The organism is Mesorhizobium sp. B2-1-3 (genome assembly GCF_006442495.1).
Taxonomy (GTDB): Bacteria; Pseudomonadota; Alphaproteobacteria; order Rhizobiales; family Rhizobiaceae; genus Mesorhizobium.
The window spans coordinates 1-17343 of sequence record NZ_VFWL01000022.1 but is presented as its reverse complement, the minus strand read 5'-3'; the positions used below and the strand labels follow the sequence as shown (position 1 = coordinate 17343).

Annotated in this window: 21 protein-coding genes and 1 tRNA gene; 13 read left to right on the top strand and 9 right to left on the bottom strand. The window is 61.9% G+C overall.

The annotated features are described in order from the left end of the window. Positions 1–52: 52 nt before the first annotated feature. Together FJ973_RS27170 and FJ973_RS27165 are read left to right on the top strand one after the other, a co-directional pair. The gene (locus FJ973_RS27170; protein WP_140517660.1) at positions 53–631 is read left to right on the top strand and encodes an NUDIX domain-containing protein; all 579 of its coding nucleotides are present in this window, start codon (positions 53–55) and stop codon (positions 629–631) included. A 134-nt stretch (positions 632–765) separates the two neighbouring features. After that, positions 766–851: transfer RNA gene (locus FJ973_RS27165), tRNA-Leu, on the top strand. 173 nt (positions 852–1024) lie between these two features. Here FJ973_RS27165 and FJ973_RS27160 read toward each other — a convergent pair. Continuing rightward, on the bottom strand, positions 1025–1324 hold the full coding sequence (locus FJ973_RS27160) for a DUF1236 domain-containing protein (RefSeq protein ID WP_140493726.1): 300 nt from the start codon (positions 1322–1324) through the stop codon (positions 1025–1027). 478 nt (positions 1325–1802) lie between these two features. Between FJ973_RS27160 and FJ973_RS27155 the strand changes: the two genes are divergently transcribed. Further along, positions 1803–2039 (top strand): hypothetical protein, encoded by a 237-nt coding sequence (locus FJ973_RS27155; RefSeq protein WP_140558506.1) that lies wholly within the window; start codon positions 1803–1805, stop codon positions 2037–2039. Positions 2040–2216: 177 nt separating this feature from the next. Here the strand turns inward: FJ973_RS27155 and FJ973_RS27150 are convergent, their stop codons facing one another. Both FJ973_RS27150 and FJ973_RS27145 read right to left on the bottom strand, forming a co-directional pair. After that, positions 2217–2507, bottom strand: coding sequence for a hypothetical protein (locus FJ973_RS27150; RefSeq protein WP_140558505.1), 291 nt, complete (start codon positions 2505–2507; stop codon positions 2217–2219). A gap of 659 nt (positions 2508–3166) precedes the next feature. Continuing rightward, positions 3167–3832, bottom strand: coding sequence for an outer membrane protein (locus FJ973_RS27145; RefSeq protein WP_140558503.1), 666 nt, complete (start codon positions 3830–3832; stop codon positions 3167–3169). Positions 3833–4017: 185 nt separating this feature from the next. Here FJ973_RS27145 and ade point away from each other — a divergent pair, with 185 nt between their 5' ends. Further along, a complete protein-coding gene (gene ade, locus FJ973_RS27140) occupies positions 4018–5829 on the top strand; it encodes an adenine deaminase (RefSeq protein ID WP_140493720.1) in 1812 nt (603 codons plus the stop codon). A 21-nt stretch (positions 5830–5850) separates the two neighbouring features. On the opposite strand, the gene FJ973_RS27135 is transcribed toward ade, so the two are convergent. Next, positions 5851–7011, bottom strand: a complete 1161-nt coding sequence (locus tag FJ973_RS27135) for an alpha/beta hydrolase (RefSeq protein WP_140493717.1) — start codon at positions 7009–7011, stop codon at positions 5851–5853. A gap of 142 nt (positions 7012–7153) precedes the next feature. Beyond that, entirely contained in the window at positions 7154–8227 is a 1074-nt protein-coding gene (locus tag FJ973_RS27130; RefSeq protein ID WP_140493715.1) for an alpha/beta hydrolase, read from the bottom strand. A gap of 406 nt (positions 8228–8633) precedes the next feature. On the opposite strand from FJ973_RS27130, the gene ilvA reads away from it, so the two are divergent. Together ilvA and FJ973_RS27120 are read left to right on the top strand one after the other, a co-directional pair. Next, complete coding sequence (gene ilvA, locus FJ973_RS27125) at positions 8634–9890, top strand: threonine ammonia-lyase IlvA (RefSeq protein WP_140558502.1); 1257 nt, start codon at positions 8634–8636, stop codon at positions 9888–9890. After that, positions 9887–10441, top strand: a complete 555-nt coding sequence (locus FJ973_RS27120) for a DUF1697 domain-containing protein (RefSeq protein WP_140558500.1) — start codon at positions 9887–9889, stop codon at positions 10439–10441. Before ilvA ends, FJ973_RS27120 begins: the two co-directional genes overlap by 4 nt. Before the next feature lie 31 nt (positions 10442–10472). Here FJ973_RS27120 and FJ973_RS27115 read toward each other — a convergent pair whose 3' ends face one another. Both FJ973_RS27115 and gloA read right to left on the bottom strand, forming a co-directional pair. Next, entirely contained in the window at positions 10473–10766 is a 294-nt protein-coding gene (locus tag FJ973_RS27115) for a DUF2218 domain-containing protein (protein ID WP_140558498.1), read from the bottom strand. Between the two features lie 129 nt (positions 10767–10895). Further along, a complete protein-coding gene (gloA, locus tag FJ973_RS27110) occupies positions 10896–11336 on the bottom strand; it encodes a lactoylglutathione lyase (RefSeq protein ID WP_140558496.1) in 441 nt (146 codons plus the stop codon). Between the two features lie 268 nt (positions 11337–11604). Between gloA and FJ973_RS27105 the strand changes: the two genes are divergently transcribed. Genes FJ973_RS27105 through FJ973_RS27095 form a run of 3 tightly spaced genes read left to right on the top strand, consistent with a single transcriptional unit; the run spans position 11605 to position 13524 of the window. Continuing rightward, positions 11605–12150: a cold-shock protein gene (locus FJ973_RS27105; protein WP_181165163.1), complete on the top strand. Its 546-nt coding sequence runs from the start codon at positions 11605–11607 to the stop codon at positions 12148–12150. Between the two features lie 22 nt (positions 12151–12172). Beyond that, on the top strand, positions 12173–12736 hold the full coding sequence (locus tag FJ973_RS27100; protein WP_140522103.1) for a DUF192 domain-containing protein: 564 nt from the start codon (positions 12173–12175) through the stop codon (positions 12734–12736). A gap of 20 nt (positions 12737–12756) precedes the next feature. Then, positions 12757–13524: an alpha/beta hydrolase gene (locus FJ973_RS27095; RefSeq protein WP_140558495.1), complete on the top strand. Its 768-nt coding sequence runs from the start codon at positions 12757–12759 to the stop codon at positions 13522–13524. A 43-nt stretch (positions 13525–13567) separates the two neighbouring features. Here FJ973_RS27095 and FJ973_RS27090 read toward each other — a convergent pair whose 3' ends face one another. Beyond that, complete coding sequence (locus FJ973_RS27090) at positions 13568–14173, bottom strand: hypothetical protein (protein WP_140558493.1); 606 nt, start codon at positions 14171–14173, stop codon at positions 13568–13570. Between the two features lie 124 nt (positions 14174–14297). On the opposite strand from FJ973_RS27090, the gene cysE reads away from it, so the two are divergent. Further along, positions 14298–15146, top strand: coding sequence for a serine O-acetyltransferase (cysE, locus tag FJ973_RS27085; protein ID WP_140493699.1), 849 nt, complete (start codon positions 14298–14300; stop codon positions 15144–15146). Positions 15147–15294: 148 nt separating this feature from the next. Beyond that, complete coding sequence (locus tag FJ973_RS27080) at positions 15295–15498, top strand: DUF3126 family protein (RefSeq protein ID WP_019857879.1); 204 nt, start codon at positions 15295–15297, stop codon at positions 15496–15498. A gap of 47 nt (positions 15499–15545) precedes the next feature. Here FJ973_RS27080 and FJ973_RS27075 read toward each other — a convergent pair whose 3' ends face one another. After that, complete coding sequence (locus tag FJ973_RS27075) at positions 15546–16277, bottom strand: hypothetical protein (RefSeq protein ID WP_140558491.1); 732 nt, start codon at positions 16275–16277, stop codon at positions 15546–15548. Between the two features lie 102 nt (positions 16278–16379). Between FJ973_RS27075 and FJ973_RS27070 the strand changes: the two genes are divergently transcribed. Both FJ973_RS27070 and FJ973_RS27065 read left to right on the top strand, forming a co-directional pair. Then, positions 16380–16700 (top strand): hypothetical protein, encoded by a 321-nt coding sequence (locus FJ973_RS27070; RefSeq protein ID WP_140522113.1) that lies wholly within the window; start codon positions 16380–16382, stop codon positions 16698–16700. A gap of 42 nt (positions 16701–16742) precedes the next feature. Further along, a complete protein-coding gene (locus FJ973_RS27065; RefSeq protein ID WP_140493693.1) occupies positions 16743–17270 on the top strand; it encodes a gamma carbonic anhydrase family protein in 528 nt (175 codons plus the stop codon). Positions 17271–17343: the final 73 nt, after the last annotated feature.

Sequence of the window (17343 nt, the reverse complement as noted above, 5' to 3'; positions counted from 1 at the left end):
TGCGTGAACGCTGGTTCGCGGCTACGCCTCCCGGGTAACGTGGAGGCAGCCGATGGAAGATCGTATCCGCATCCGTTCTGAAGAAATCCTATCCGACGACTGGGCGGTTCTGAAGAAGACCGTCCTCGACTACCGTCGCCGCGACGGACAATGGGAGACACAAATCCGCCAGACTTACGATCGCGGCGATGGCGCGGTGATCCTGCCCTATGATCCCCATCGTTCGACCGTGCTCCTGGTGCGCCAGTTCCGCTATCCCGCCTATGTCACCGGCCACCGCGAGCCGCTGGTCGAGGCCTGCGCGGGACTGCTCGACGAAAACGATCCGGAGACCTGCATCCGCAAGGAGGCGGAGGAAGAGCTCGGCTATCGGCTGAACCATGTGGAGCGGCTGTTTTCGCCCTACATGAGCCCAGGCAGCGTCACCGAGCGGCTCTGGTTCTTCACCGCCCTCTATTCGCCCGCCGACCGCATTTCGGCCGGTGGCGGCGCAGCGGACGAAGGCGAGGACATCGAGGTGCTGGAAATGCCGCTCGACGAGGCTCTGGCCGGCATTGCCGATGGCCGCATCATCGACGCCAAGACCATCATCCTGATCCAGCATCTGAAGCTCCATCCGATCGCTGTTTGACCGATACCGGTCGCCCCTGCGGGACGAAGAATCGGTGCGGGGCGAATGAAAACGAACGTGTTTTGCACAACGCTTTTTTGGGACTGCATGGCCCTAATTGACGAGATCGCCTAGGTAGTTGAAACGAAAGGCGCGCGGACGTGGCGGAATTGGTAGACGCAAGGGACTTAAAATCCCTCGATCTCTGATCGTACGGGTTCGATTCCCGTCGTCCGCACCACCTTAACTCTACTTCAATGCTCTGCAGAGCCTAGCCGCCACCAACGGGTGCCACCCGGGTCTCTTAGCGGCGGCTCGGCGACCGTGCGCCGAGGCGCGCCGTCGGCTATGGGCCCTCGGCGAACGTTGCCACGATCCGCCGACCTGAAACGGCGGATCGTGGCGTTCAAGCGCTCACTGGATAATCTTTACGATCTTGCGTGTGCCGGGATCCACGACGACGGTGTGATTGTCCACGACGACGTAGCGATATTTGACGTTGGGAATTTCATGAAGCTCGACCGTGTCGGGCAGGGCGGTCCCGACGTTGAGCTCGACGCCGGGAATCTTGACTGAGGCCAGAGGCTGTTTCTTTACGTATTCTTGTATGACGGTTTCGTCCTGCGGCTGAATGACCACATCCTGTGCGGCGGCGGCACCGATGCCGGCAAGCAGCAGGAATCCCGCTACGACGGTTGTAAGATCGGTTCTCATTGTTGCTTCCTTTCTCTCTCGTTGGGCTTGACGAAGCGCGGTGGCGCCCGAAGGATTGCCAGGGTTGGCAAGGGCTCCCAATGCTGGCCATCGATCAGGGGAACCATCGTTCGATGGCCTGTCAGGCAATCGCTCTTAGACGCGTGAGTTCCAAACAACCGTGGGTTTGGGCCTTTTGCGCGCCACGATCTGACTTTGGTCGCATGTTCAATAGGACCCAAGCCCTAGCAGTGGAACCGCCGGTAGGAAGCGTGCGTTGCGTTTGCTAATGATCTTCAACTGGAGGCCGATCATGGCAGCCGGGCCCGCTGTGGTAAATTCTGGCGGCAGCGCTGCCGTGGCCATTGTTCTGGCAGGCGGAAAAAATATTCGGCGTCAAGATTGACGCTCCCAAAGCCAAAGTGCCGTCCGCATCGGCGAATCCGGCAGCTCCGTCGAATGGTGGCTGATGTCAATCCGACGCTTCGTGAGGCAAAGCATGACCCCTGGTTCCATCAAAACTGATGGCCGTGACCGTGTCACAATCCCCGACAACGACAATCACATGGCTGGCGTCGACACCAAGCCGCTCTTGAAAAGTATCCAGAGCGACGATTTTGCTGACGCGCTTTGCGCGAGAGCTGAGCGCTTCGCGACCAAGGTGGTCGTGGCAATGGCGATTTGTTTGACATCGACACTGGTCGCCGGCGCTTATTTTTTACTGGCGCCCTCTTGAGGGACCAGAAGCTCAAGCTGGAGAGCACGACCGGCCTCTCATACCCGGGCTGCGATTAAGCACTCATTTTCAACAGGGAAGACCCGCCTGGCTTCCTCCACTTCCCTTGTTGTCGGTCCGCCGCTCGCGGGCACGGCCCGGCAGGGTTGGCGATCAGCCGGGCCGGATTGCACAATATTAGTCGTTGCTGTCGTAGATCACCACTGGGTGACGCCGGTGGTGACGGCGTTCAGTTGAGCCCGTTATGACGACGGTGTCGCGGCGATGATGCCGGCGACCTTGGTCATAGAAAGCCACCGTGCCATGGCGCCGATGATGGAGGCGATGGCCCTGATCGTTGATCACTGCCACGTGACGGTGATGATGGCGATGGGTTTTGATGACGACGTCGGCTTCTGCCGCCGAAGCGACAACCGGCATTGCAACGAAAACGAGCGCCATGGCACTTGTCAGAAAAATCGCTTTCATAAGTGTTTCTCCATTCCAGATCCCTCGGGGTAGTTTCACGACAGCTCAAGCCGCACGAGATCTCGATTTGAGCTTTCTGCCTGCGAACTGAGCAGGGGGTTGAGGGTGCAAATGATTGTAACCCTGCTCTCGTGGGCACATGAAGGACCATTGCTGCACCCGTTCAACAAATGAAAGGAATGCGAGTACGTTCCTTGCAGGAGAGCTGATCGGACCTCTGCTGTAGGTATTCGGACCAAGGTCTTGCTGATGTTCTTGGACCTTCGTCCGCACTTGCGGGTTCGATGGCTCTTTTCTCGATGCAATTCTTTGAGTGTTCACTGCGCGATCGGGCGCGGGTACTGCGATGGCGGACGCGCGCCTGCGTGCGAGGGCAGGATCATAAACGGCACGCGGCATCAAGTGCTGCGCCGGTGACGTTCAGACAAGCGGGCATGGTGATACTGGTGCGATCACGCAATTCCGCGCGCCGCAGGCAATGATACGGTGTCTGCGCGGCGGATCTGATCCGTCGAGGCCGGCGTCTACCAGGCCCAACCCATCCCCCCGCCCACTGGGGACGCCGGCCCCTCAGTCCTTGGAATTGCCGTAGAATTGCCGTCGCGGACCATGCGAGATCGAGCATGATCCTGCCCGGTGACCGGGCGCGGCGATGGGGCTCAGAACTTGTAGCTCAGATTGATGCCGACCGTATTCAGCTTCACATTCTGGTCGCGATCGAGAAAATCGTCCGGCGCATCAAAATGCTCCTTGCTGAAATCATAGTAGCGATACTGCGCCCCGACGACGAACCTGTCGGTCAGCGCATAGTCGACGCCGGCCCCAACCGTCCAGCCTATGCTGGTTCGCGTGTTGTCGAACGAGGTACCGGCATCTTGGGAGGTTTCGATGCCGGCAAAGGCGACGCCGCCGATGCCGTAGATCAGGAACCGATCCATCGCATAGCCGGCCTTGGCATTGATGGAACCGAACCACTTGACATCCGTGCCGAGCAGATTTCCCGCACCCAGTTCTTCGGCGCCCTTTGCCGAGGAATAGTTAAGCTCTGCTTCGGCGCCGAGCACAGCCTGGTCGAATTGCCACAGACCGGCGACATGGCCACCGACGAAACCGCCGTCGAGGTCTGGCGAGGCGGCAAACGGCTCGCCCTCGGTTCCCGAGATGTCGGAACTGCCCCAGCCATAACCGCCTTGCAGGCCGGCATAGTGGCCGGTCCAGTCGAAACCGGGCGCGGTCATCGGCACATCGGCCACAGGTTCGGCTGCGAAAGCCGGTGCGGCCAGAGCGGCAAGAAAACCGACACTTGCAAGCATTAGGCGACGCATCGAACTGCCCGAACGAAGAGCTGGAAGATCCTGGCAGGCACGGTAACCCGATTTGCGGCAAAACGGAATCGCATTTCTGTGCGGCCGATTTACGCTCTCCGTCGGTCTTGGAACAATCGGGAGAAAGTGTGAGGCTGGTCAAAACCGTGGCGGCTTGGCACAGTCGGGCAAACAGGAGTCGCTTCATGGCGAACACGCCGTCGGGCAGCAAACCCAGACCATGGACTGAAATGGCGACACATCTGGTCGATGTCGCCATGGGCAGGAAACCCGCGGATCTCGTCATCCGCAACGGGCGCTGGGTCAATGTCCACTCCGGCGAGATCGTAGCCGGCACCGACATCGCCATTGCCGGCGGCCGCTTCGCCTATTGCGGCCCGAATGCCGGCCATGCCATCGGGCAGGGCACCAAGGTGGTCGATGCCGGCGGGCGCTATCTGGTGCCCGGTCTTTGCGACGCGCACATGCATGTCGAGAGCGGCATGGTGACGGTGACCGAATTCTGCCGCGCGGTGATCCCGCACGGCACGACTTCGATGTTTATCGATCCGCACGAGATCGCCAATGTGCTCGGCCTGCCCGGCGTGCGGCTGATGCATGACGAGGCCGTCGCCATGCCGATCAACGTGCATGTCCAGATGCCGTCCTGCGTGCCCTCGGCCCCCGGGCTCGAACATGCCGGCGCCGAACTGACGGTCGCCGACGTCGCCGAGGCGATGGGCTGGGAAAATATCATCGGGCTGGGCGAGGTGATGAATTTCCCTGGCGTAGCCGCCAACGATCCTGTGATGTCGGGCGAGATCGCCGCGACCGTGAAAGCCGGCAAGACCGTCGGCGGGCACTATGCCTCGCGCGATCTCGGCTTGCCGTTCCATGGCTATGTCGCCGGCGGCCCGGAGGACGACCATGAGGGCACGCGCGCCGAAGATGCCATCGCCCGCGTGCGCCAGGGTATGAAGGCGATGCTTCGGCTGGGCTCGGCCTGGTACGACGTCGCCTCGCAGATCAAGGCGGTTACCGAGGGCGGCATCGATCCGCGCAATTTCATCCTGTGCACCGACGACAGCCATTCCGGCACCTTGGTTCACCAGGGGCATATGGACCGCGTGGTCCGCCACGCCATCAGCCAGGGCTTGAAACCGGTGACCGCGATCCAGATGGCGACGCTCAACACCGCTCAGCATTTCCGGCTGGAGCGCGAGATCGGATCGATCGCGCCGGGGCGGCTGGCTGACCTTTTAATCGTCTCGGATCTCGCCGAAATGACCATCGACGAGGTCTATGCGCGTGGCGTCAGGCTGGCCAAGGCCGGCAAGCTCGACATCGACATTCCGGTCTACGACTATCCCAAGGCGGCGAAGAACACCGTCAAGCTCGGCAAGAAGCTGAAGGCCCACGATTTCGACATCACGGCACCCAACGGCGCGAACGAAGTCCGGGTCCGGGTCATCGGGGTCATCGAAAATCAGGCACCGACGCGGGCGCTGGAAGCGGATCTCGCCGTCGAGGACGGGCTGGTCGCCATGGATCGCCGCAACGACGTCTGCCAGATCGCGCTGGTCGAGCGCCACAGGGGTACCGGCGGCGTCACCAATGCCTTTGTCTCCGGCTTCGGTTACATCGGCGATTGCGCGATGGCGTCGAGCGTGGCGCATGATGCCCACCACATCATCGTCGTCGGCACCAACAAGCGGGATATGGCGCTGGCGGTCAACCGACTGGGCGAGGTCGGTGGCGGCGTCGTGCTGTTTTCCAAGGGTAAGGAACTGGCACTGGTCGAAATGCCGATCGCCGGGCTGATGTCGGACGAGCGGGCCGAAATCGTCGCGGCCAAGGCCGACAAACTGACCGAGGCCATGCGCCAGATGGGCTGCTCGCTGAACAACGCCTACATGCAGCACTCGCTGCTGGCGCTGGTCGTCATTCCGGAGCTCAGGATTTCCGATGTCGGCCTGATCGACGTGACGACCTTCCAGAAGGTCGACCTCTTCGTATAAGAGCAGTTGCGGTCGCTTCGCTCATCCGCCGGTGGCGATCGTCAGCACCTTGAACGGCGTGGTGATGACGATCTCGGCAACCGAGCCGACGGCCTTGCCGAGGCCTTGGCCGAGATTGTTGAGCTGCACTGGAGGTTCGTCCGACGCCAGGCCGGCCGGGGCCCGCAGCCGGTCGCCGAGCAACTGAACCAGGATCGGATTGTCGGCGAATTTGGCGTGGTTCAGCCGGTCGCCACCCTTGGTCTGGCTGAGATCGACCACAGACACGCCATAGCTGGCCAGATCGGCCGCGTCGCCATAGTCGCCGACGCGGGGCTTGTCGCCCGAGATCAGGGAAGACAGTTTGAGCGCCCGGTCGTCCGCTGAAAGCAGGATGGCGAACGGTTTGTCCGGCTTGCCGTAGCGGATCATCTGTTTCTTGAACACGTCGACGTCGATGTCGGGCGAGGCCAGGACGACATAACCGAGCTTGCCGTCGAGATCGCGGTCGCCGGTGATGGCAAGCTGGCGCAGCGCCTCCATGGTCACCCATGTTCCCATCGAATGGGCAACGATGTCGATACTCTTGGCCCGCGTCTTGGCCAGCATCCTGAGCGTTGCCTCGAGGTCGTCACGCGCCGCGTTGGCGCTCTCCTTGTCATAGATGTAGCCCGTCGTCTTGCCGCTCGAGGCCCAGGAGAACAGCACCGGCGTGCCCGGATATTTCGTGTCGTGCGCGATCTGCGTCAGCCGGTAGATGCCGTCGTCGAAACCATTGTTGAACCCGTGCACGAAAACCAGCGCACGGTCGCCGCGCATGGCGATGTCGGCACCGACCGCCTTGGCGAATTGCGGCGCATCCGCATAGAACGCGACATCCTTGGCGGTGAAATCCTTGGCTGGATTGCTGTTGGCAGACCCCCGGACACGCTCGATCATGCCGACCTTGTGACTTTTCGGCACGGTGACGTCGACCCGGGCGAAGCTGGTGGTCAAGGAGCGATCGCCGTCGAACACCTGCCGCGGGTCCTTGGTCGCCTTCTGGCGGGTGGTGGCGACGAATATCTCGTGGGTGGCCGCGATGTCGGACGCGGGTACGGCAACCGTCGTCCTGTTCAGCAGATCGTGCGTGTTTCGGCCGGCGCAGCCTGCGACCAGCAGCGTGAACGCAATGACGACGAAACTCTTCGAATGCACCGTCACACGCCGGCTCCCGCAAAGGAGGACGTCAAACGCGTGACGTCGCTGGATATTTCGATAAGGCCAGAGGCCGGCGCGGTCCAGTTCAAAGTTGGTCGACTCTGTCGCAAGGCCGAGCGGGCCACGCGAACCCGCGGCGATGCATCTATTGGCCGAGCAGGCTGATGCGGTCGGTCACGTCGCGGTCGCTGGCAAATCCATCGTCTTCGCGCAGCCGTTGGCCGATCATCTTCACCAGCGCGGGATTGTCGGCGAATTTCGTATGGTTGAAACTGTCCGCTCCCTTGATCTTGGAGAGGTCGACGACCGTTACGCCGTAGGATGCAAGGTCGGCGGCGTCCTTGTAGTCGCCGACGCGCGGCCGCGCGCCGGCAATCAGACCGGAGAGCCGGAGCGCGCGGTCATCATCGGACAACAACAGGATGAACGGCTTGTTGGGTTTGCCATAGCGGCGCATCTGGCTCTTGAACACGTCGACATCGATGTCGGGCGATGCGAGCACGACGTCGCCGAGCTTGCCGCCGAGATCACGGTCGCCGGTGATGGCGAGCTGGCGCAGCGTCTCCATGGTCACCCAGGTTCCCATTGAATGGGCGACGATGTCGATGCGCCGCGCGCCGGTCTGCGCCAGCATGCGCAACGTCACCTCGAGCTGGTCGCGCGCGGCGCTGGCGCTTTCCTTGTCGTAGACATAGTCGGTGGTCTTGGCGCCGGATGCCCAGGAAAACAGCACGGGTGTGCCGGGATAGCCGGAATCGTGGACGATCTGGGTCAGGCGGTAAACGGCGTCGTCAAAGCCGGTGTTGTAGCCATGGACGAAGACCATGACGCGGTCGCCGCGCGCCGCGATGTCAGCACTTAGCGCATTGGCGAATTTCGGCTGGGTGTCGTAGCCGACGACCTCGGAGGCCATGAAATACTTGGCCGGATCGTTCGACTTGCCGCGCGAGCGGCGTTCGATCTGCCCGGTCTGGTGGATGCCGGGCACGGTGACGTTGACGCGGGCGTAGTTCAGCGTGGCCGATCGCTCGCCGTCGAAGACCTTGTTCGGATCGTCGGATTTCTTGCGCGTGGTGGCGATGAAGATGCTGTGATTGCCGGCGATCTCGGTCACCGGCGCTGCCACGATGGCGCTGCCGAGCAGTTCCTGGGTCTGCTGTCCCGCGCAGCCCGCGACAAGCAAGGCTAGGCCAATGGCAAAAATCGTCTTCAACGGCACGTCTGAAATTCCACTCCGGCCCGAAAAGGCCAATCGCCTCCGCAAGTCTCCCCCGACAGCGCAAGTGCGGCGGAAGTAAGTCGTGCCCAGCCGAAAAGCGGTCGGCGTCTCGCGACCGCCGCCGCAGTGTTGCACGAAAGCCAGACTGCATCAGGGCGAGCCCCGACGGGCCTTGGCACCCGCATGGATTTTAAGAATTACATGAACAATCACCTCCAACTAACGGCAAATATGTCACTAAACGCCGACCGCTTGGGAACATGAGTGACGGGCAATGGTTTCACGGGGTCGCCTGTGCAATAGACGGAATCGGGTTGCTTGGCGGCAAGGCTCGCGACAAAAGGGCGTTCCGCAGCCAATCGATGATAGACGTTCCCAAACGACATGCGTTCAAGGTGGCTTTCCGATGACCAGCTTCTCTTCCCGTGTTGCCACCGCTGCTTCCGCGATCCGCCGGATCTTTCCGGAAACGCCGCTGCAGGAGAACGACTATCTGTCGAAGAAGACCGGCGCGCGGGTGCTTTTGAAGCGCGAGGACCTGAGCCCGGTGCGCTCCTATAAGATCCGCGGCGCGTTCAACTTCTTCCGCAAGGCACTTGGCGAAGGCAATCAGGCCGAACTGTTCGTCTGCGCTTCCGCCGGCAATCATGCGCAGGGTTTCGCCTTCGTCTGCCGTCATTTCGGTAAAAAGGGCGTTGTATTCATGCCGGTGACGACGCCGCAGCAGAAGATCGACAAGACGCGGCTGTTCGGCGGCGACTTCGTCGAGATCAGGCTCGTCGGCGATTTCTTCGACGATTGCTATCGCGCCGCCATCGAATTCACCGAAAGCGCCGGCGCTCATATGGTGCCGCCCTTCGACCACAAGGACATCATCGAGGGACAGGCGACGGTCGCCTATGAGATCGCCCACCAGATGCCCGGCGCGGGCATGCCCGACATCGTCATGCTGCCGGTCGGCGGCGGAGGTCTGGCCGCAGGGGTGACGCACTACTTCGCCGATCAGGGGCGTGAGGCGCGCTTCGTCTTTTGCGAACCGGCAGGGGCGCCAAGCCTGCGCGAGAGCCTTGCGGCGGGAAAACGGCTCAAACTCGCCAAGGTTGATAATTTCGTCGACGGCGCGGCGGTCGCCGAAATCGGCCGTGAGCCCCTGCGGCACCTCAAGGACTTCGCCGCCGACACGGTGCGGTTGATCCCGGAAAACCGGCTCTGCGCGACCATGATTGAGATGCTCAATGTCGAGGGCGTGGTGCTGGAGCCGGCCGGCGCGCTGGCTATCGATGCGCTGAAGGATTTTTCCAGGAAGGAAATCCGCGGCAAGACCATCGTGGCCGTGGTTTCGGGCGGCAATTTCGATTTCGAACGGCTGCCGGACGTCAAGGAACGGGCACTGCGCTTCGAGGGCCTGAAGAAATACTTCATCATCCGCTTTCCGCAGCGGCCGGGCGCGCTGCGCGACTTCCTTGAAATGCTGGGGCCGGACGACGACATCGCCCGGTTCGAATATCTGAAGAAGTCGGCACGCAATTTCGGCTCGGTTCTGATCGGCATCGAAACCAAGGATCGCCGCAATTTCGACCTGCTGAAATCGAATTTCGAGGCCGAAGGCGTCCAGTATCAGGATATCACCGACAACGAGACATTGGCCGGGTTCATCATATGAGCAGAAACGTCTTCATCGCCCTGTTTTCAGGCATCAATGTCGGCGGCAACCGCATCGTCAGGATGGCCGAGTTGCGGGCGTTCTTGGAGGATCTCGGGTTTTGCGATGTCGCTACCTACGTGCAGAGCGGCAATGCGGTGTTCCGGGCCAAGGAAGGTGACGCCGCCACGCTGACCAAACAGATCGAAGCGGCTTTCGAGGAGAAATGGGGTTTTCATTCGCGCATCATGGTGCGCGATCTCGGCTGGGCCGAACGGCTGGTCAGGGAAAATCCCTATCCGGAGATTGCCGAGGAGCCAACCAAGCTGCACGCGTATGCGCTGGAGCGCGCGCCTACCGCCGAGGAGGCGGCGCGGCTGGCCGAAAAATGTGCGGGTCCGGAGCGGTTCGAGATCAAGGGCGACGTGCTTTACCTGCATGCACCCGGCGGACTGGGCAAATCGGTATTTGCCAATCTCATTCCACGCGTACTGAAGGCACCGGGCACTGCGCGCAACTGGCGCTCGGTGCTGGCGCTGCTGGAGATGGCCGGCAAGCCCGGCGGCGGCTGATTAATGCCTGCCGTAATGCGCGGACAAGAGCCTACGCCGCCTCGGCGCGTTTCCAGTCGAACGTCAGCTCCTCGCGAAACGCAAAGCGTCTGATGTGGTCGGTGACGACGCTTTCAAGGCGCTCGATAGAGCCGGGGTCGTCGCTCGACACGGTGATGTGCAGCGCAGCTCCGTCGGCATCCATGATGGTGCGGCCGAGCGAAAGGTCGATAGCGCCATGATTGGGATCGAATTCCACGGGGAATTTGTGCGCCCAATGTTTGCACAATTGCTGCAGATAACGGCTTGCATGTGCGGTGGTGACATCGGCATGGCTGATCGTCATGAAGGGATCTCCGAGGGTGAAACGCACAAAACGGTGCCCGCTTTCGAGGCGGGCGCTATCGCCGCATAGATAGGCGCAAGCTCGCCCGCCGCCATAGGCCGGCTGCCGACCGCTCGAAAAGGTGATCGATCACCAGCTTCCGGTGTTCGGCATCGACGCCCACGGTTCGGCCTTTGCCTTCGCCGGACCTTTCTGCAGAAGTTCGATCGAGATTCCGTCCGGCGACTTGACGAAAGCCATGTTGCCGTCGCGCGGCGGCCGGTGGATGGTGACACCGCTGTCCATCAGCCGCTGGCAGGTGGCGTATATGTCGTCGACTTCATAGGCGAGGTGGCCGAAATTGCGGCCGCCCTTGTAGTCTTCCGGGTCCCAATTGTAGGTGAGCTCGACCAGCGGTGCTTTCTCGTCGATGCCGCTTTGCTCGTCTTCCGGCGCGGCCAGGAAGATCAGCGTATAGCGGCCCTGCTCGTTCTCGTAGCGGCGCACTTCCTTCAGGCCGAGCTTGTTGCAGTAGAAATCGAGCGAAGCATCGATGTCGGCGACGCGAACCATGGTGTGCAGATAGCGCATGTGATTTCCTCGACTTGTTGGGTTGCGGCGCAACATAGGGGTGGGCCGTCCAAAGGGCAAATCCCAGGCGGCTGCCGGCGCCGCCAAAGAACAAATCCGGTATTCGCATAATGAACCGTGAAAAAAGGCACGTCAGGTCTTGCACTCACCGGAAGCCGCAGTGTTAATCTGGTGTCAAGAATCAGTTGCGGTGTTCTTGAAAAAAGGGGGCATTCTTATGGGGGAAAAAGCCTCTTTGACGGGGCGGTCCGAAACCCTTGGCGACGCCATGAAGCGCGACGAAGGCGGCGATGCCGTCGATCTGACCGAAATATCCGGCGCCATCAAGTGGTTCGATGTAGCCAAGGGCTATGGCTTCATCCTCCCGGATGACGGCGTTTCAGGCGACATCCTCCTCCATGTGACATGCCTTAGACGGGATGGTTTCCAGACTGCTCTGGAGGGAGCGCGCGTTGTCTGCCTCGTCAAGCAGGGCGAGCGCGGATTGCAGGCTTTCCGGGTTCTCTCGATGGATGTCACCACAGCGGTCCATCCCGCGGAAATGCAGGAACAGCGCACCCATGTCTCGGTGACACCCGAAAGCGGGCTGGAACGTGCCTTGGTGAAGTGGTTCAACCGCACCAAGGGGTTTGGTTTCCTGACCCGGGGCGAGGGCACCGAGGACATCTTCGTCCATATGGAAACCTTGCGTCGCTACGGCATCACCGAGCTTCGGCCGGGGCAGGTCGTGCTTGTCCGCTTCGGGCGCGGCGACAAAGGCCTTATGGCTGCCGAAATCCACCCCGATATGGGAACCTTGCCGGTCGCGCATTAGGGCGGTTGCCGAGGATTTTCGCATGACACATAGGAACTGGCTGACGGCGGGCGCAATGTGCGTCCTGGCTGCCGTCATCGTCGCCGCGGGCGCCTATTTCTATTTGCCTGCACCGACGGCGGCCGACAGCCGGGTGATGACCCTGCCGGTGGACCCGACGCCGCTGGTCGTGGCGACGAAAGGCGGAGATCGCTCCTTTTCCATCGAAATCGCCGACACCGATGCTGAACGCGAGGCCGGCTTGATGTATCGCCAGGACATGGCGGACGATCACGGCATGTTGTTCGTCTTCGACATGCAGCAGCAGGTCAACTTCTGGATGCAGAACACGCCGATGCCGCTTGACCTGGTTTTTATCGGCCAGGATGGCAAGATCCGGGCGGTCAAGCACGGCGAGCCGCAATCCCAGGCGCTGATTTCGCCCGGCGTGCCGGTGCGCTTCGTGCTTGAGCTCAAGGCGGGCACCGCCGCCAGGAACGGTATCGATTATGGCGACCTGGTGCGCCATCCGGCCGTTGGCACCATATCAGGCCCCGAGGTGCCGCCATCGGACAATGGCGATGCGCCGAACGGCGGTGGCGGTTGAGGACGCGGGCAGTATAGCCGATGCAGTTTTTTTCCCATGACGGGTTCGATATCGCCTTCCTCGACCGCCAGCCGGAATCAGGCCGGGGCGATCCTGTGCTGATGATCCATGGCTTTGCCTCCAGCCATTACGTCAACTGGGTTTCGCCCGGCTGGTTCAAGACGCTGAACGATGACGGCTACCGCGCCATTGCGCTGGACAATCGCGGCCACGGCTCGTCATCGAAAAGCTACGAAGAGGCAGATTACACCCCGGCCCGGATGGCCTCGGACGCGGCTGCTTTGCTCGATCATCTCGGCATCGGGCGCGCCCATGTCATGGGCTATTCGATGGGCGCGAGGATAGCGGCATTCCTGGCGCTGTCGGATCCCGACAAGGTGGCGACGCTGGTCTTCGGCGGTCTCGGCATCGGCATGATCGACGGCGTCGGCGATTGGGATCCGATCGCGGCAGCCCTTCTTGCCGACGATCCGGCCAAGACCACTCATCCCCGCGGCCGTTCGTTTCGCGCCTTCGCCGACCAGACTCGCAGCGACCGCCGGGCGCTCGCGGCCTGCATCGCCACCTCCCGCGAGTTGCTGAGCGAGGATGAAATTGCCCGGATCGCCCAGCCGACGCTGATCGCCGTCGGCACCACCGATGACATTGGCGGCTCGCCCGACGAACTTGCCGCACTGATGCCCAACGCCAAGGCTTTCCACATCGAAGGCCGTGACCATATGCTGGCCGTCGGCGACAAGACCTTCAAGCGGCGTGTGCTGGAATTCTACGCCGAAAATCCGCTTTGACCCGGCGTAAGAGCCCGATAAACCGAAAGGCACAAGCCCGATATCACGCCGGTTTTTGCAGCGCTTCGAGCGACCGGGTGAGATTCAGCCTAGCCTGCTGCTCGAAGCGCCGGCGGAATTCCTCGCTGTGGAAGATGTGCGGGCGTGTCAGGAAGCTGTTCAGCACCGCGCCACGTCCGGCCCGCCATATCGGCTCCTCCACCCATTGATATTCGGCGCGGATCGCGCGCTCATAGGCATCGAATGCATCCGGCGCTGCGCCGAGGATCGACAGGTCCATGTCCAGGAAAAGAGCGGCGTCACGCACCGCGGCCGTGTCTTCGAAGTCCGGCAACTGGTGTGTTGCGGTGGCAAGGATCATGGCGCAGATGCAGCCGAGGCGCTGGGCGTCGATGCGGCCCGCGAGCTTTTTTTCCGCGAGCGCTGCGCTTTGCGCCTCGTTGTCCTTGGCCCGGCTGTCATAGACGGCGTCGTGGAACCAGATCGCCGCCTCGACGGCCTCGGGATCGCCGAGCAGCTTCTGGTACTCGCCGGCGAGCGCCAGCATCGCCTCGATATGGGCAAGGTTGTGGTAGTGGCGATCCTGTCCCTTATAGTGGGCGGAAAGCTCGCGTTTGAGGGCATTGTCGAGCAAGAGTTCATTTTCCATGGCGGCTTGAATTCCCGCGAACCAAATCCATTTGACAGAGCACTAAGGAAAATTGAGTTCAATCGTGCTATGATCTGGCTTATATGTGCGGCCCGATATTAGGCAAGGCGGCAGGACGACGTCGATGAACAGCATCAGCATTTCCCGACACAGCGCGTTGCAGCCGGTCGATCCGATCTGGCGCTCGATCCGTGACGAAGCGATGGACGCGGTCAATCGCGACCCGCTGCTCGCCGCCTTCCTCTATTCGACCATCCTCAACCAGGAGAGCCTGGAGGAGGCGGTCATCCACCGGCTGGCCGAGCGGTTGGCGCACCAGGACATAGGTTCCGATCTCATCCGCCAGACCTTCAAGTCGATGCTGGCCGACGACAAGGATTGGCCGACCACCGTGCGTGTCGATATCCAGGCCTATTACGACCGCGATCCGGCCTGCGACCGCTTCATCATGCCGGTGCTCTACTTCAAGGGATTTCACGCCATCCAGACCCACAGGCTGGCGCATTGGCTGTGGAACCAGGGGCGCAAGGATTTCGCGCTCTATCTGCAAAGCCGTTCGTCCTCGGTTTTCCAGACCGATATCAATCCGGCGGCCCGCATCGGCAAGGGCATCTTCATCGACCACGCCACCGGCCTGGTCGTCGGCGAGACAGCGGTCATCGAGGACGACGTGTCGATCCTGCACGGTGTCACGCTCGGCGGCACCGGCAAGGCCGGCGGAGACCGTCACCCCAAGATTCGTCGTGGCGTCTTGATCGGTGCCGGCGCCAAGATTCTCGGCAACATCGAAATCGGCCATTGCTCCAAGATCGCCGCCGGTTCGGTGGTGCTGTCGCCGGTGCCGCATAACAAGACGGTCGCAGGCGTGCCGGCTCGCGTCGTCGGCGAGACCGGCTGCGACCAGCCGTCGCGCCAGATGGACCAGCTTCTGCCGTCGCAGACGATGGACCAGGTCGTCAGCTTCGACATCTAATTTTACTGAGGGGCGTCGGGGAGTTTCGCACTGCTCGCGTCGACGGGTCCGATTGCCGTGCAATACGGCGAGCTTGCCTTTACATGGCCATCGTCGACGTGTCAGAAGCGCCGTTCAAACGAGCAAGCCCGATGATCGGAGAAGACTGTTGAAGCCTGACGAAATCAGAAAGCTGGACGCCTATTTCAAGCGCGTCTTCCAGAACCCCAAGCTCGAGGTCAAGGCACGGCCGCGCAAGGAGGATTCGGCCGAAGTCTACGTCGGCGACGAATTCCTCGGCATCGTCTTCAAAGACGAGGATGACGGCGACTACAATTTCTCGATGGCGATCCTCGACATCGATCTGGGCTGATCCCACGCCCATGGCGATGCCGGACGCAAACGCGGCCGGCCTTCCCGTCACTGTCCCGCCTTCAGGACACGCCCGGCCTCGGCGGTGATTGCCGCGTCAAGCGCCTGCCAATCCCCCAGAAATTCCTTCGGGAAGCGATAGGTGAGGCTGAGATCCTCGCCGACATGGATGTCGCGCTCGCAAGGCGCCAGCGATTGTTCGGCTGCCGGCCCACTCAGGCAGCGGGCCACGAACGGGTCCTTGCCGGGCCGGTTGCCGACAACGAGCACCTCGTTGAGGTAACCTGATTTCGCGTTGAAACCGTAAATCGTCGTGCCGCCCGGACCTGCCGTGCCGGGCTGCACGATCAACGCGCTGTAGATCGGCCCGAAACGTCCGCTCATGTCGCGAGACATCATCTGCTGTTCGAAGGACAGGAAGACGATGCTTTTGGCTGGCCCCGTGTGATTGAAATCGCCGCGGGCAGCTTCGCTGTAGCCATCCATCTGGGGATAGCGCAGGTAGAGGTCGAGCCGCGAGGCGATGCCGTCGCGCCGCGCCTGTTCGAAACGGATAAAGTTGGCAGGCACGGCGATGACATTGTTGCCGATCACCACCTTGCGCATCGTCGCATCATCCGTGTAGCCGGCCATGGCGATCGAATGGCCGAACCATTTGCCGCCCAGGCTGATTGCGACCGACAGCAGGGCGAGTGCTGCGAAGGCGTAGAACACCCGCTTCATCAGCGTGGAATCGACCACGGTGAATTGGGGGTCGTCGGCGATCGCTGCCTGCTTCATCTCTGTCCCCGGATTCCTGTCCCGTGACGGCACGCATCGCACGGCACGGCTCTTGCAGTCCTTCCAGCGACTGTGCGATTTCATGGTAAACGGAAGGTAAAGATGGGCCCGGTTGAGCTAACTGCGTTCGCTTTTCTTGTCGGGTTGACGGCTTGCGGGCTGGTCGGATCGGCGATGGAGTTGGTTGCCGGGCGCAAGGTCGCGTTCACCGAGCCTTATGTGTCCTCCGCGCACGTACTGCGTTCGCTCGCCGCCACGGCGTGCGCCGGGCCGTTCATGCTGGTCAACGATGCCTTGGACGCCCGCCGCGAGGGTCGCATTTCGTCGGTGGCGCTGATTTCCTGTGGCTGCACGGCGGTCGCCTGGACGCTGGCGCTCGGCATCGTTCTTGTGGCCGTTGCGTGTTGGGAGGTGTCAACCTAGGGTCGTTCGACTTCCAGGCTTGAGACGAATCGGAGACCAGAAATGCCGCTTTATGCGATCGATGGCACCGAACCGAACTTCGCGGATGCGGGCTCAAACTGGATCGCGCCCGATGCGACGCTGATCGGCGACATCAGCATCGGCCGCAATGCCGGCTTCTGGTTCGGCGTCGTCATCCGCGGCGACAATGAACCTGTCGTGATCGGCGCCGACACCAACGTGCAGGAGCACACGGTCATGCACACCGATCCCGGCTTCCCGCTGACCATTGGCGAAGGCTGCACGATCGGCCACCGCGCCATGCTGCATGGCTGCACCATCGGCGATAACAGCCTGATCGGCATGGGCGCAATCGTGCTCAACGGCGCCAGGATCGGCAAGAATTCGCTGGTCGGCGCCGGCGCGCTGGTCACCGAAGGCAAGGAATTCCCGGACAATTCGCTGATCGTCGGCTCGCCGGCCAAGGCGATCAGGGTCCTGGACGAGGCTGCGATTGCAAGGTTGCGGGCCTCGGCCGCGCACTATGTCGCCAACGGCAGGCGCTTCAAGGCGGGTTTGGAGAAGGTCTAGGCCTCCGCCAGAAATGGCGGAGCCGGCCCGGGGACGGGGCCGGCTCCTTAGACCCGGTCGTTGGGACGGGGAG

Bases quoted from the DNA above. Each gene is read 5' to 3' on its own strand.
- FJ973_RS27150 (WP_140558505.1), bottom strand. From the start codon at position 2,507: ATGAAAGCGATTTTTCTGACAAGTGCCATGGCGCTCGTTTTCGTTGCA.
- FJ973_RS27170 (WP_140517660.1), top strand. From the start codon at position 53: ATGGAAGATCGTATCCGCATCCGTTCTGAAGAAATCCTATCCGACGAC.
- FJ973_RS27120 (WP_140558500.1), top strand. From the start codon at position 9,887: ATGAGCAGAAACGTCTTCATCGCCCTGTTTTCAGGCATCAATGTCGGC.
- FJ973_RS27070 (WP_140522113.1), top strand. From the start codon at position 16,380: ATGGGCCCGGTTGAGCTAACTGCGTTCGCTTTTCTTGTCGGGTTGACG.
- FJ973_RS27095 (WP_140558495.1), top strand. From the start codon at position 12,757: ATGCAGTTTTTTTCCCATGACGGGTTCGATATCGCCTTCCTCGACCGC.
- FJ973_RS27105 (WP_181165163.1), top strand. From the start codon at position 11,605: ATGAAGCGCGACGAAGGCGGCGATGCCGTCGATCTGACCGAAATATCC.
- FJ973_RS27160 (WP_140493726.1), bottom strand. From the start codon at position 1,324: ATGAGAACCGATCTTACAACCGTCGTAGCGGGATTCCTGCTGCTTGCC.
- FJ973_RS27090 (WP_140558493.1), bottom strand. From the start codon at position 14,173: ATGGAAAATGAACTCTTGCTCGACAATGCCCTCAAACGCGAGCTTTCC.
- FJ973_RS27065 (WP_140493693.1), top strand. From the start codon at position 16,743: ATGCCGCTTTATGCGATCGATGGCACCGAACCGAACTTCGCGGATGCG.
- FJ973_RS27155 (WP_140558506.1), top strand. From the start codon at position 1,803: ATGACCCCTGGTTCCATCAAAACTGATGGCCGTGACCGTGTCACAATC.
- ilvA (WP_140558502.1), top strand. From the start codon at position 8,634: ATGACCAGCTTCTCTTCCCGTGTTGCCACCGCTGCTTCCGCGATCCGC.
- FJ973_RS27115 (WP_140558498.1), bottom strand. From the start codon at position 10,766: ATGACGATCAGCCATGCCGATGTCACCACCGCACATGCAAGCCGTTAT.
- FJ973_RS27075 (WP_140558491.1), bottom strand. From the start codon at position 16,277: ATGAAGCAGGCAGCGATCGCCGACGACCCCCAATTCACCGTGGTCGAT.
- ade (WP_140493720.1), top strand. From the start codon at position 4,018: ATGGCGAACACGCCGTCGGGCAGCAAACCCAGACCATGGACTGAAATG.
- FJ973_RS27100 (WP_140522103.1), top strand. From the start codon at position 12,173: ATGACACATAGGAACTGGCTGACGGCGGGCGCAATGTGCGTCCTGGCT.
- FJ973_RS27145 (WP_140558503.1), bottom strand. From the start codon at position 3,832: ATGCGTCGCCTAATGCTTGCAAGTGTCGGTTTTCTTGCCGCTCTGGCC.
- cysE (WP_140493699.1), top strand. From the start codon at position 14,298: ATGAACAGCATCAGCATTTCCCGACACAGCGCGTTGCAGCCGGTCGAT.
- gloA (WP_140558496.1), bottom strand. From the start codon at position 11,336: ATGCGCTATCTGCACACCATGGTTCGCGTCGCCGACATCGATGCTTCG.